The organism is Heyndrickxia coagulans DSM 1 = ATCC 7050 (genome assembly GCF_000290615.1).
Lineage (GTDB): Bacteria > Bacillota > Bacilli > Bacillales > Bacillaceae_C > Weizmannia > Weizmannia coagulans.
On the sequence record NZ_ALAS01000224.1, the window covers coordinates 20980 to 34146 of the forward strand.

The window sequence follows — 13167 nt, forward strand, 5'->3', positions numbered from 1 at the left end:
GAAAGAAGGGATCAGGATGGGAACCATCGGGATTTTAGGCGGCGGGCCTGCGGGCTACGTCGCTGCCATTACAGCAGCACAGCAGGGTGCGGATGTCATTTTATTTGAACAGGCAAACTTAGGCGGCACATGCTTAAATGAAGGGTGCATGCCGACCAAGACGCTTTTGGAAAGTGCAAGGCGCTACCGGGACATCCGGGAAGCGGGCAAATTCGGGATCCGGGTGAACAAGGAAGCGGTGTCCATTGACTGGCCCGCCCTGCTTGAAAGGAAAAATGCAATCGTTTCCCGGCTTGTGCAGGGCATCCATTACTTAATGAAAAAAAACAAAATCAAAATCGTGCAGGGAAAAGCGGCATTCCAGTCACCCCATGTTGTCCTTGCAGAAACGCTGGACGGCACGGTTGAAATAAAAGCGGACCAGTTCATCATCGCAACAGGGTCTGAACCGGCAGCCCTCCCGTTTGCGCCGTTTGACGGAAACTGGATCATCGACAGCACGCAGGCCATGTCTCTTCCCAGCGTGCCTCCATCGCTCGTGGTCATTGGCGGTGGGGTAATCGGCTGTGAGTTTGCGAGCATTTACAGCCGGCTTGGGGCAAAAGTATCGATCATAGAGATGGCCGCGCATATTTTGCCGGGGGAAGATGCGGATATCGCGGGTATTTTAAAAGAGCAGCTTGAAAAAGACGGGGTGGATATTTATACATCGGCTGCCGTTAAAAAACTGGACCGTGACAAGAAATGTGTGCTGATTGAGCAGGGAGGGAACACGCGCGAGATTTACGGGGCGCATGTGCTGGTTGCAATCGGCCGGAAACCGTCTGTCAACGGGATCGGACTCGAAAATGCCGAGGTGGCGTATGAAAAATCGGGCATTAAAGTCAATGAAAAGATGCAGACGAACATCCCCCATATTTATGCCTGCGGGGATTGTATTGGCGGCATCCAGCTTGCGCATGTCGCTTTCCATGAAGGAAAAGTGGCTGCGCTCAATGCATCGGGAATCGAGGCAAGTGCGGATTATAAGGCCGTTCCCCGCTGTATTTATACGTTTCCGGAAATTGCCGCAACCGGCCTTACCGAAAAGCAGGCGAAAGAAGTGTACGGTGCTGTCCGGATCGGCGAATATCCGTTTTCGGCAAACGGAAAGGCGATGATCAGCGGGGAACAGGCCGGGAAAGTGAAAGTCATCATCGAACCGGAATACGAAGAGGTGGTCGGCCTGTCCATTTGCGGCCCGCATGCAACCGAACTGGTCGGGCAGGGGGTATTGATGCTGAACGGGGAAATGACGGCTGATCTGCTTGAACGCTTGATTGCCGCCCATCCGACCGTCTCAGAAGCTATCCACGAAGCCGTTTTAAACGCACAGGGCCATCCGGTGCACGTATAACCATGCCCGGCAGTTTGGGACTGCCGGGCATATTCATTCTATATTGAAAACGCTTTCCACATTCGATTATAATAGAAAAGAACATCACGACTTTCTTCCTGATGCGCAATTTTCTATGATGAGTCGGAGGGATGAAAGATGGCTGTATGTTATTGGAATACGTGGAAAAAGTTTGTCCAGGAAGGGATATTGGATTCTGGGAGAATCAACAACCGGATCGCTGAATCGTGGTACCGCTGTAAAAAACGGGATGTTAACCCCTATTTGCGGAAAGGGCAGCATATCCTGCCGGTTGAAAAACTATTGGCACACCGGGAAAGGCATAAAGATTTTTTAAATATTGCCGAACGCCATGTGAAAAAGATGGAGCCTGTGTTTCAGGAAGCCGGCATGATGGCGCTCCTGATTGATCCTTGCGGGCATGTGCTGTCCGTATCAGGAAACCGGAAAACCATTTTTGAAGCGCAAAAAATTAATTTTGTCGAAGGGGTTTGTTGGACGGAAGAGCGGGTCGGCACGAATGCGATCGGCACTGCGCTTGAGACGGGGGAAGCCGTGATGGTGAACGGCCCTGAGCATTTTTCGGTTGCCTCCCACCAGTGGAGCTGTGCGGCTGCGCCGGTTTACGACAGCCAAAGGAATCTTGTTGGCGTCATGGACTTAACATGCCCATATACCGAATCCCACCCTTTCATGCTCGCCATGGTTTCATCGCTCGCTTATACAGCAGAGCAGGAAATGGTACGCCTGGCAAAAAGCCGGCATGAACGTTTCATCCAAAAGGCTGTTGAACTTTCGGACCAGTACGGGGACCGGTTACTCGCCATTATGGATGAAGAAGGAAAAACCGTGGCGGCAAGCCGGCCGCTCCGGGAGAAATTGCCGGATTATTTTGGCAGAACGATTGAAGAATTGACCTCCCAAACGGATACCATTGTAAACCAATCCATTCCATTGCCTTCCAGCCGGGAAAAAATCGGCACTTGTTTCTTTTTATCTGAAAATAAAAATCTTTCTGGTACCATTCTTCCAAAAGAAAGGTTCGTCTTCCGCGGCGTCACCGGCATAAGCAAAAGTTTTCAGGAAACGTTGCGCAAAGCCCGGATTGCCTCCCTTTCTGATACCACTTGTTTTATCACGGGCGAGACCGGGACAGGAAAGGAGCTGGTCGCACGTGCCATCCATGAAAACAGTAGCCGGAAAAACGGCCCGTTTATTGCCGTCAATTGCGGGGCTGTGCCGAAAGAATTAATGGAAAGCGAGTTTTTCGGTTATGCCGACGGGGCGTTTACCGGCGCAAAACGGGGCGGCCATAAAGGAAAATTCGAGCAGGCCCATGGCGGAACCTTATTTCTTGACGAAGTGGCCGAGCTGCCGCCTGCCATGCAAACGGCGCTGCTCCGCGTCCTGCAGGATAGAAAAGTTGTGCCGGTCGGTGCCACAAAAGAAGTGGCTGTGGACGTCCGGATCATTGCCGCGACCCACAAGGATTTGCCGAAGCTCGTGAAACAAGGGAAGTTCCGTGAAGATTTGTTTTACCGCCTGTATGTTTTTCCCGTCCGCCTTCCTGCCTTGCGCGAAAGAAAAGAAGACTTGCCTGCTTTGATTCAGTATATCGGCAGGAAAAAAAATCAAGACTTCGAAATCCCACCGGCGGTTTTGAAAAAAATGCAGGATTATCATTGGCCCGGCAATATCCGCGAACTGATGAATGTGATCGAAAATGTGCGGCTGCTTGCACTGGCCGGTGAAGAAGAAGCGGAACGGTATGTGGACGAATATGTTTCCGGGCAGACTGGACTTTGCGGCAAAGAAAAACAGGACGCACCGCTGACCCCGCGGGAAGCGATTGAGCGCGATATGATCCTGGAAGCTTTGAAACATACGAAAGGAAATGCGGCGGCAGCGGCGAAAATGCTGGATATTCCGCGCAGCACATTTTACAGGAAACTGCGGAAATACGGCTTGTAACGATTGAATGCTAGGTTTCAGGGTATAGAAAAAATATCATCTTGGAACCGGGTGGTTATGTTGTTGGATACAGTATGGAAAGCATTCTCGGACATTCATCTTTTTCGTTTTGCGCTGGGTACGGCAGTGCTGCTTGTTGCCGGCAAGCTGCTGAAGTGGACGGTATCGGTTGCAGCCAAAAGGAACCGCCGGCTGCAAAAAACGGTAGTGCCGGCGGTTTATTCGATTACAAACTGGGCTTGTTTATACGGTGTGCTGATGATTTTCCTGTTTGATTTCTCCAATAACAGGTGGTTGTTTTACCCGCTTTATTCCAAAGGCGGGCTTGATGTCACGCCGTTTTTGCTGATTGTCGCTTTAATGATTGTCACACTCGCGCACCGGCTTGTGAAGCTTCTGACAAAATATGTGCTTTCAACCGTTTATGACCATTACCACGTTGACCGCGGGCTCGGGTATACATTTAACCGCCTCATTTATTATACTGTCATGATTGCTGCACTTTGTATCAGCTTTACAACGGTCGGCCTTGACCTGTCCGCGCTCGGGGCGGTTTTAGGCGTAATCGGGATCGGGCTCGGCTTCGGCATGCGCAACATCGCTTCAAACTTCGTATCCGGGATCATCATTTTATTTGAACGCCCGATTGAAATCGGGGAAACGGTTGAAATCAATGAGGAAACCGGCAGAGTGGAAAAAATCAATCTCCGTGCCACGACGGTCCGGCTCGATAAAAGCGGCACGCTGATTGTCCCGAATCAATATTTTATTGAACAGGTCATTAAAAACCGGACGACGGAAAAGCCCTCTGCCTCTATCCAGGTCAGCGTCAGTTCCGGAATGGATACAAAAAAGGTGGAAAAGCTGCTGCACCAGGCTTTTGAAATAGTGAAAGAAGCAGATCACAGTCTGGCGCCGGATACGACTGCGTCTGTAAAGCTGATCCGGCTGCGGAGCCATAGCTTTGATTTTCTTGTAGAGATCCCGCTTTTGCCGGGCAGCCAGAAAGACGGGATTGAAAATGAAATGCGCCATGTGATCGTCCGGCTGTTCCGCGAAAACGGCATTGAATTTGCAAAAGAACCGATCGAACAGGTGATTTTGCGTGACAGTTGAGGCCAACCCAAAAAAGCAGGCACTTTTTGCGCCATCTGCCTTATTGGTGGCATTACGCGTATGATTAAAAAAAGTGAAAAAATTTGCCCCCGCCCCTCCGAAAAGTTATCCTTATAGAAGGAGGGGATGGATTTGGCAAGTTTTACGGAAAAAAAGGATTCGTGCGACTTCACGAAAGTGGCGGAAAATGTGTGGAAACTGGTCGTCCGTTTTCCGTTTGGCATGCGGGAGGTCAATTGCTATCTTTTTAAAGGGGAAAAAGGGTACACCATTGTGGACACAGGGGACTGCCATGAAACGGCGAAGGAAACATGGAACAAAGTGCTGGCATCGGTTTTTCCCATTGAAAAAATTGTGCTGACACATTCGCATCCCGACCATCTCGGGCTTGCGAAATGGCTGAAAGAAAAATACAGCGTGCCTGTTTTCATGTCCGATTTAAGCTTTCAGGCCATGCAGGAAACAAAGGCCCGTTTTGCCGCTTCACATGATAAATACGAAGCGGTTTTGCAAAAACATGGCGGGCCGGCTTTGCCGAAACGGAATTTTGCTCGGGAGATCCCGAAATATGATTTTGAACCGGACGGGCTTTTTAAAAATGGCGAACAGGTCCTGCTCGGGGATGATCCTTACGAAGCGATCCGGACGCCGGGCCATGCGCCGGACCATTTTTGTTTTTACAATCGCAAAGAGCAAATACTGGTGCTCGGAGACCATGTGTTAAAAGACTTGTCCCCCATTGTTGCCGCCTGGTCTGAAAACGACAAAAACCCGCTTGGGGATTATTTTGATTCGCTCGACCGGATTAAAGACCTCCCTGCCAAAGTGGCGCTTCCGGGGCACGGCGGGCTGATCGGCGATGTAAAGGCGCGGGCGGAAAGCATCCGGATGCGCCATGAGCACAGGCTCAAGCAAATGACCATGTCGCTTCAGGAAGGGGAGAAAACAGCGGCGCAAATCTGCCGGGATACATACGGCGATGTCGCATTAAAGCAATTTTTTGCGCCGTTTATGACAACGATTACAAGATGCCTTTATCTGGAATCCGCCGGGAAAATTTCGAGCCGGCTGGAGAATGGTAAAATTTTATATTTTTTGCCCTGATATGCCCGCATCTGCTTCAGTTTAAGAAGCAGATGATTTTTTTGCGACGAAGGAACAGGCGTGCAGCAGGCAAACCGAAACCGGATGCGCGGATTTGCGTATCGGCAAGGCTTTAGGCGGGCGATAAATATAGGGCAAGCGGCAAACCGGGCTGACGTTTTCCCTACATATATAGGAATTGGCCTTGGAAGGTTCGGAATATATAATCAGTTGTGAAAGCTATCTGCACGATGAAGCCAAACATACGGAAATGTTTTCGCGATGGCAGCAGGCTGTGGGCGTCGGCGATCTTGATTTATCGGCTTACCATAACGACAGTTACAAGCGGATTTTTTACGAAGCGCTGCCCGAAGCAATGGAACGCCTCTATACAGACGATTCGCCTGAAGCGGTCATCCGTGCGGCGGCGGTTTACAATATGATTGTGGAAGGGGTGCTTGCGGAATCCGGTTATTATTCGTTCAGGCAGATTTATAAAAAAGCCGGCTTGTTCCCGGGCATTTTACAGGGCATAGATTATTTAAATATGGATGAAGGCAGGCATATCCAGTTTGGCATTTATACGATACAGCGGCTTGTGGTCGGAAATGAGGAAAGGTTTAAATTGTTCCATGACTATATGGATGAGTTGTGGGCGCACGCTTACGGCGTTGTCGAATACCTTGTCGGACTGGCGGTTTTACAAAGAGAACAGTCAAATGTTGAATCGCGGATTGTATTCGAGCCGGATATGATGCGGCAATACGCTGTTAAACAGTTTCATATTCGGAAAAGCAAGATCGACCGGGCCAGAAAATATAAGAACCTTTCCGAATTGGAAGCGGCTGCAGGCCCCTAAACCAGGGAAGAATCCGGGCCCGGGATCTAGCGGGACGGGCAAAGTAAGTTTCCGGTAAAACGGCATGGGTGTGGAAAAACGGCGGCAGCTGCGAAACACCTGTGAAAATGTCTTCTTTCCCGCTTTTCCGGCACGTGCCGGCCCGGGCAAAAAAAGCTGGCATGCTGGTAAAAGCAATTGATTGACTCAATTCACCAGGATCGCCACAGTTTTGCCGGATTTTTCGCCATTATGTGAAATTCTTTCCCATTCTGTTGCTGCTTTTTCATACGCTTGTTTTGTCCGTTCGTCAAAGCAAACCATCCAAACTTCCTGGACGGAGCCGGAAGTTTCAAGGAATGTGCAAATGGTGCGGACAGCGATCCGGGCAGCCGCATCCACCGGGTAATGGTAAACGCCGGTGCTGATGGAAGGAAAGGCAACCGTCCGCAGCCCTTTCGATTCAGCGAGGCGCAGGCTGTTTTGGTAACTGTTTTCCAATAATTCGGCTTCATGATGACCGCCTCCCTGCCAGACGGGGCCGGGCGTATGAATGACGTATTTTGCCGGGAGCCGGTATCCTTTCGTTATCTTTGCTTCGCCGGTCGGGCATCCGTTCAATTTCCGGCATTCCTCCAGGAGCCCGGGCCCTGCTGCCTTGTGGATGGCCCCGTCCACGCCGCCGCCGCCAAGCAGTGTTGTATTCGCCGCATTCACGATGGCGTCCGTTTTGGCTTTTGTAATATCACCAAGCACGATTTTAAAAGACTTCATCCCCATCATCTCCGTTTCTGTTCTTTGTTTTATTTTAGCACAGGAAGAGGCGGATGTTTAAATGCCGGTATAGTTTCATACCCCCCTATCCATACTTTAATTATAAAAAGAAACGGAGGTTTTGATATGGATGCAAGACGTGCGCAGGAAATTATGAACGTGCCGGAAATGGTGACGGTCACCTTGAACGGGGAAAGGATTTACATCGAGCACGTTGACCGGCAGGAAGAAACGGCAACGGTGCATACCCTTGACCATCCGGATAAAAAAATGAGCGTTCCCGTCAACTTTTTGCTGGAACATTAAAACCGCTTTTGAGCGGTTTTTTTCGGTTGACAGCGAAAATACAAACATTTAGAATTTTAGATATGAACGGATTTTCACGGGAGAGGGGTTTGGCCAAATGAATCTGGAAAACAGCACAGCCATTGTAACCGGCGGGGCATCAGGACTCGGGGAAGCAACGGTGAGAAAATTGGTGGAAAGCGGCGCGGAGGCGGTTGTTTTTGACCTTCAGCAGGAAAAAGGGGCAAAATTGGAGCAGGAACTAAAAGGCCGTGTCCGCTTTTTCCAAACGGATGTAACCGACGAGAAAAGTGTCCAATATGCCCTGGAACAAATTGAAAGCGTTAACATTCTGGTGAATTGTGCCGGCATCGGAGCGGCGAAAAAAACATACGGCAAAAGCGGCGCCCATGATCTTGCCTCTTTCCGGAAAGTGATTGAGGTGAACCTGATTGGCACTTTTAATGTGATCCGGCTTGCCGCTGAAAAAATGGCACAGAACAGCCCGAACGAGGAAGGGGAAAGAGGGCTGATCATTAATACAGCCTCGGTTGCCGCTTTTGAAGGGCAGATCGGGCAGGCGGCGTACAGCGCGTCAAAAGGCGGCATTGTCGGGATGACACTTCCGGTTGCCAGGGATCTTGCCGGGCTTGGCATCCGTGTTGTCACGATTGCACCGGGTGTATTTGAAACGCCGCTTTTTGCTTCTTTGCCGGAAAAAGCAAGGGATGCGCTTGGCAAAATGACGCCGTTTCCTCCCCGTCTCGGACGGCCGGCGGAGTATGCGCAGCTTGTCCAAAGCATTGTCCTGAACCCGATGCTGAACGGGGAAACGATCCGCCTTGACGGTGCGATCCGGATGCAGCCGAAGTAATGGGTGTGAGCTGGCGCTGGAAAAATCCGCCGGTAGGCAGATGCGGGAAACATATCTGAAACCGCACGTGCCCGGCGGATTGGACGTTTGCTTAACGTGCCGATAAATAAGATTTTCAAAGCATTCGTCCGGGCCGGGCACCATTTTTCAAAAAGGCCCGTGCAAATGCGGGTTTACAAACGGAATCGCAGGTTTGGAAAACGCAGGGTGTAAGCGGAGTGGAAAATTTTTATGGTGAGGGGAATTCGGATGCGGGAAGCGGTCATTGTAGAAGCGGTTCGGACACCCGTTGGAAAGCGGAACGGATTATTAAGCGGGATCCGGGCGGAAGAACTGGCGGCGAAAGTTTTGCAGGAAGTGGTTAAACGAACGGGGATATCCCCGGATTTGGTGGAAGATGTGATCATGGGCTGCGTTTCCCAGGTCGGGGAACAGGCGTCTGATATTGCGCGGCAGGCAGCGCTGATCGCCGGATTTCCGATTGAAGTGCCCGGTGTTACTATTGACCGCCAGTGCGGATCCAGCCAGCAGGCGGTGCATTTTGCAGCCCAGGCGGTTCTTTCCGGCGATATGGATGTGGTGATTGCAGGCGGGGTTGAGAGCATGTCACGCGTTCCGATCGGGTCCAACAGGAGCGGCGTACAATTTAGCAAGGTACTCACAGCAAAATACAACATGATCCATCAAGGGCTGTCCGCGGATTTGATTGCGGAAAAGTGGGGCATCAGCCGTGAAAAGATGGACCATTATGCGTTGGAAAGCCATAGGCGTGCATTGCAAGCGCAAAAAGAAGGGCGTTTTGACAGGGAGATCATGCCGGTTGAAGCGGAACAGCCGGATGGCATAGCCGTATCGGTTGTGAAAGACGAAGGCCCGCGTGCAGATACATCGGTTCAAAAATTGGCCGCGCTGAAACCGGCTTTTCAGGAAGACGGGCGTATCACGGCAGGCAATGCGAGCCAGATTAGCGACGGGGCAGCTGCCGTTTTAATCATGTCCCGCACAAAAGCAGAGTCACTCGGCCTGAAGCCGCGATTCCGTATTCTCGCCCGGGCCGTTGTCGGGTCCGATCCGACACTGATGCTGACGGGGGTGATCCCGGCTACGGAAAAAGTGCTGCACCAGGCGGGCCTTTCGATTGATGATATAGATGTATTTGAAGTGAACGAGGCATTTGCTTCCGTACCGCTTGCCTGGCTTTTAGAAACCGGCGCCAGTCCGGAAAAACTGAACCCGAACGGCGGTGCGATTGCGCTTGGCCATCCGCTTGGCGCAAGCGGGGCGCGGCTTATGACAACGATGGTGCACGAACTGGAACGAACAAACGATCGTTACGGCTTGCAAACCATGTGCGAAGGTTATGGGATGGCAAACGCGACGATTATTGAGCGATTGGATTAAAAACATGTTGTCTCCGGCTGCAGGCAGGAAAGGACCGCCGCAGCCGGCGCTTTACTGCGGCAAACGGAAAAACCGGGTTTTTCGAACAGGAGGAGTAAAAATGTTTGTAGGGCAACAGCTTAAATGGCATGCCATTCATCAACCGGACCATATCATCACGTCTTACCGGGGAAAGAAAACGACTTATGCCCAATTTTACCGGCAGTCGGTAAATGTCGCCGCTTTTTTCCAAAAAAAGGGATACAACAAAGGGGACATGATTGCCCTTTTTCTCCATAATTCCGATGCGCTGCTCATTGCCTATTATGCCTGCCAACTGGGTGGTTTTACAGCCATGCCTGTCAATACAAAATTGGCGCCGCCCGAAGTGCAGTATATTTTTCAGCACTCAGAAGCAAAAGCCCTCATCTATGATTCCCACTTGCTTCATATACTGCATGAAATTCCGCGCGAGTTCCATCAGTTCCAAGACCGCCTGGTGGTTGGCGGGGAAGACACATTCCGGGCTGTTGCCGGAGAAAATACTGATGCTTTTATGACTCCCCAAATAGAGGCAGATGATACTGCTGTCGTTTTTTATACATCCGGCACAACCGGCAGGCCAAAAGGCGTCATGCTGTCTGCCGCAAATGTCCGGGCAGCGGCGCAAATCTGGTCTGAGGCAATGGATTTAAGCAGGGAAGACCGCGTGCATATTGTAACTCCGTTATTCCATTGCGCGGCATGCCATGTCTTTAGCATTCCATCCATCTACCGTGGCGGCACCATGATCATAGAAGAACAATTTTCCCCTGAGAAAACGCTTGAAACAATGGAAAAAGAAAAAGTTACTGTTTTCTTCGGGGTGCCGGCAATGTACAGTATCCTTCTCAATACGCCGAAAATGGCTCAAGTTGACCTTTCTTATTTGCGATTGTTCTGTTATGGCGCGTCTCCGATGCCGTATGAACGTGTGCGCCAGTTAAAAACGCGTTTTCCGAAAGTAAAAGTGCAAAATTTATACGGGCAGACCGAAAATGCACCGGCCGCTTCAACATTAACTGACCGTTTTGCTTTGGAAAAGGCCGGTTCGGTTGGCAAAGCATTGCCGCAAACGGAAATTCAAGTGGTAGATGCGGGCGGTTCACCTGTTCCCGCCGGGGAAGTAGGCGAAATCATTGTTAAAGGGCCGCAAGTCATGAAAGGATATTTGAAAAATGAAGAAGAAACGCGGAGGGTATTGCAAAACGGCTGGCTTTATAGCGGGGATTTGGGCCGTTTCGATGAAGCCGGTTTTCTCTATTTAGTTGACCGTAAAAAAGATATGTTAATCCGCGGGGGAGAAAATGTTTATCCGGTGGAAGTGGAGGAAGTGCTATATGAAATGCCGGAAATTTTGGAAGCGGCAGTGGTCGGCATTCCGCATGAAATATACGGGGAAGTGCCAAAAGCCTATATTGTCGTAAAAAAAGGCGAAACACTGACAGAAGAAAAAGTGCTCGCCCATTGTTCGGGGAAACTTGCAAAATATAAATGGCCGGCCGAAATGGAATTTTTACAAGCACTTCCACGAAATGCGAGCGGAAAAGTTTTAAAACACGTTTTGCGAAAACAAATCTCCGGGGTATAAGGCAAACAGTACGGCAGCAAAAAATCCTCATTTTGAGAAAAGGCGCCCATGCCGTTTGGGAAAAGCGGAATGCTGGCAATTCGCCGGTATTTTTTTGCGTAATTTGTTTCAATAACACTATGTGCTAAAAGATAAATAAATTTTTCATTTCAACCAATTGTTTAAATGTTCACCATTCTATTGCCAGCTGTAAAAAAATAGCCGGATACGCGGATGGATATAAAACGCATTTCCATTTTATAGAAAATGAAAGTGTTTTGGGACAAATCAAAATACACAGTGTGCTAAAAACACAATAAAACAAAAAACCTGCAATTAAAATAACATACGTTCGAGCGTTATTTTTTGTGTGCTGCCGGCACATTTTACTATAATGGAAGAAAAAGGGGTGAGCAGCATGGCGGAAAAGCGGCAAAGGGAGAGTACCGGCTTTTTAATCAAACAGCGCGCCTTTTTGAAACTTTATATGATCACCAATATTGAAAACGGGCGCTGGTACGGGCTGCAGCTTTTGGATGAACTGAAAAAAGAATTTAAGCCGCTCGGTTTCGAACCGCAGCATTCCGAAATCTACCGGGCGCTTCATGAACTGGAAGATGAGGAGCAAATTTTAACCAAAATAAAAGTAAAACCGGACGGAGCAAAAAGAAAAGAGGTTGTTGTATACAAAATTAAAGACATGGAAAAAGCAAAAGCGTACAAAAAACTTGTCAAGGCTGATTTGGAACGGTGCGAGCAGCTTTTGCAAAAAGCGCTCCGGGATAATTTTTCATAAAAAAAGCCGGGTGTTCCGGCTTTTTTAATTCACTGTTAAAACGGACGCCCCTTATACTTGATCGATCACCCCGAGCATTTCCAAACCATGGTAAATGCCGGATTCGGTAACGCTTGTCGTCCGGTGTTTTGCATAAGCAAACAGTCCGGGGTTGCTGTTTGCCATCGCAAAACTTTCGCCGACCACCTGCAGCATTTCTTTATCGTTCATGCCGTCCCCGAACGCAACGGCTTTTTCTTTTGGAATGCCAAGGATATCAAGAGTTTTGGCTACAGCCATTCCTTTATTCACTTTTTCAAGAATGACGTCGTAACAATGCCTGAATCCGTCAATGTTGACCTGGGATAAATGCAGGCCGGGCAAATCCGCATACAATGCCGCGCCGTTTCCCCGGACATTTACAAGCGTAATGCCCAATATTTGATCATGTGCTTCCGGTGTAAAAGGGGCGTTTTGGCGAAGGTGGATTTTTTTTATAAAACTTTCCACTTCAGGCACATCAAAAGAAGTGATAAAGTTTTGCCGGTCCGTATACAAAACGACTTCATGGCCGTGCTTTTCAGCAATGGCAATAAATTTGTCCACAATTTTTGGGTCCATTACCGTTTTAAAAAGGTTTTTTCCTTTATAAACAGCAAGCGTGCCATTATAGCCGATTGCGGATTGAATATCCAGTTCGTCCATCAGCCACGAAATTTCATGAAGCGGCCTCCCAGTTGCCAGAAAGACTTCCATTCCGTACCTTTTTGCCTTGGCCACAGCCTGCTTTGTTGGAGGCTGGATCGTATCTTCCGGTGTCAAAATCGTTCCGTCCACATCTAAAAAAAGTGCTTCATAGTGTCCCATCATTTCGCTCCAGTATGTATGATTTTTCACTTTTACTCTACCACAAATAAAAATGAATGTGAAAAAACTTCGTATGTGTAAAATTTTACTCGAAGGGGCAAATGAGTGGAAAAAATGGGAAGACACTCTATCATCTAAATGTACACCTTGAATGAACATCTAGAGAGAGGTCTTCCCATGGATATTATATCAATAATTG

Annotated in this window: 11 protein-coding genes and 1 pseudogene; 10 read left to right on the plus strand and 2 right to left on the minus strand. The window is 49.2% G+C overall.

The window, feature by feature from the left end; all coding sequences use genetic code 11:
- Positions 1–16: 16 nt before the first annotated feature.
- From lpdA to IC21_RS12440, 5 genes and pseudogenes are all read left to right on the plus strand, one after another.
- Positions 17–1396, plus strand: coding sequence for a dihydrolipoyl dehydrogenase (lpdA, locus tag IC21_RS12420; RefSeq protein ID WP_029142640.1), 1380 nt, complete (start codon positions 17–19; stop codon positions 1394–1396).
- A gap of 138 nt (positions 1397–1534) precedes the next feature.
- Positions 1535–3367, plus strand: a complete 1833-nt coding sequence (locus tag IC21_RS12425) for a sigma-54-dependent Fis family transcriptional regulator (RefSeq protein ID WP_029142639.1) — start codon at positions 1535–1537, stop codon at positions 3365–3367.
- Between the two features lie 60 nt (positions 3368–3427).
- Positions 3428–4483, plus strand: coding sequence for a mechanosensitive ion channel family protein (locus IC21_RS12430; RefSeq protein WP_029142638.1), 1056 nt, complete (start codon positions 3428–3430; stop codon positions 4481–4483).
- A 126-nt stretch (positions 4484–4609) separates the two neighbouring features.
- The gene (locus IC21_RS12435; protein WP_234969528.1) at positions 4610–5587 is read left to right on the plus strand and encodes an MBL fold metallo-hydrolase; all 978 of its coding nucleotides are present in this window, start codon (positions 4610–4612) and stop codon (positions 5585–5587) included.
- Positions 5588–5765: 178 nt separating this feature from the next.
- Positions 5766–6425: pseudogene (locus IC21_RS12440) on the plus strand (R2-like ligand-binding oxidase); the annotation flags it as partial.
- A 186-nt stretch (positions 6426–6611) separates the two neighbouring features.
- Here the strand turns inward: IC21_RS12440 and IC21_RS12445 are convergent.
- Positions 6612–7178, minus strand: coding sequence for an O-acetyl-ADP-ribose deacetylase (locus tag IC21_RS12445; protein ID WP_029142635.1), 567 nt, complete (start codon positions 7176–7178; stop codon positions 6612–6614).
- 126 nt (positions 7179–7304) lie between these two features.
- On the opposite strand from IC21_RS12445, the gene IC21_RS12450 reads away from it, so the two are divergent.
- From IC21_RS12450 to IC21_RS12470, 5 genes are all read left to right on the plus strand, one after another.
- Positions 7305–7484: an H-type small acid-soluble spore protein gene (locus IC21_RS12450; protein WP_013859367.1), complete on the plus strand. Its 180-nt coding sequence runs from the start codon at positions 7305–7307 to the stop codon at positions 7482–7484.
- 97 nt (positions 7485–7581) lie between these two features.
- On the plus strand, positions 7582–8337 hold the full coding sequence (locus IC21_RS12455; RefSeq protein ID WP_017550389.1) for a 3-hydroxyacyl-CoA dehydrogenase: 756 nt from the start codon (positions 7582–7584) through the stop codon (positions 8335–8337).
- 249 nt (positions 8338–8586) lie between these two features.
- On the plus strand, positions 8587–9738 hold the full coding sequence (locus IC21_RS12460; RefSeq protein WP_029142634.1) for a thiolase family protein: 1152 nt from the start codon (positions 8587–8589) through the stop codon (positions 9736–9738).
- A 100-nt stretch (positions 9739–9838) separates the two neighbouring features.
- Positions 9839–11347: a class I adenylate-forming enzyme family protein gene (locus tag IC21_RS12465; RefSeq protein ID WP_029142633.1), complete on the plus strand. Its 1509-nt coding sequence runs from the start codon at positions 9839–9841 to the stop codon at positions 11345–11347.
- A 397-nt stretch (positions 11348–11744) separates the two neighbouring features.
- Complete coding sequence (locus tag IC21_RS12470) at positions 11745–12122, plus strand: replication termination protein (protein WP_017550391.1); 378 nt, start codon at positions 11745–11747, stop codon at positions 12120–12122.
- 51 nt (positions 12123–12173) lie between these two features.
- Here the strand turns inward: IC21_RS12470 and IC21_RS12475 are convergent, their stop codons facing one another.
- Positions 12174–12968, minus strand: coding sequence for a Cof-type HAD-IIB family hydrolase (locus IC21_RS12475; RefSeq protein ID WP_029142632.1), 795 nt, complete (start codon positions 12966–12968; stop codon positions 12174–12176).
- Positions 12969–13167: the final 199 nt, after the last annotated feature.

What these genes read in the sequence shown, in the direction of transcription:
- lpdA (WP_029142640.1), top strand. Translation starts at nt 17, where the DNA reads ATGGGAACCATCGGGATTTTAGGCGGCGGGCCTGCGGGCTACGTCGCT.
- IC21_RS12425 (WP_029142639.1), top strand. Translation starts at nt 1,535, where the DNA reads ATGGCTGTATGTTATTGGAATACGTGGAAAAAGTTTGTCCAGGAAGGG.
- IC21_RS12435 (WP_234969528.1), top strand. Translation starts at nt 4,610, where the DNA reads ATGGATTTGGCAAGTTTTACGGAAAAAAAGGATTCGTGCGACTTCACG.
- IC21_RS12445 (WP_029142635.1), bottom strand. Translation starts at nt 7,178, where the DNA reads ATGAAGTCTTTTAAAATCGTGCTTGGTGATATTACAAAAGCCAAAACG.
- IC21_RS12450 (WP_013859367.1), top strand. Translation starts at nt 7,305, where the DNA reads ATGGATGCAAGACGTGCGCAGGAAATTATGAACGTGCCGGAAATGGTG.
- IC21_RS12455 (WP_017550389.1), top strand. Translation starts at nt 7,582, where the DNA reads ATGAATCTGGAAAACAGCACAGCCATTGTAACCGGCGGGGCATCAGGA.
- IC21_RS12460 (WP_029142634.1), top strand. Translation starts at nt 8,587, where the DNA reads ATGCGGGAAGCGGTCATTGTAGAAGCGGTTCGGACACCCGTTGGAAAG.
- IC21_RS12465 (WP_029142633.1), top strand. Translation starts at nt 9,839, where the DNA reads ATGTTTGTAGGGCAACAGCTTAAATGGCATGCCATTCATCAACCGGAC.
- IC21_RS12470 (WP_017550391.1), top strand. Translation starts at nt 11,745, where the DNA reads ATGGCGGAAAAGCGGCAAAGGGAGAGTACCGGCTTTTTAATCAAACAG.
- IC21_RS12475 (WP_029142632.1), bottom strand. Translation starts at nt 12,968, where the DNA reads ATGGGACACTATGAAGCACTTTTTTTAGATGTGGACGGAACGATTTTG.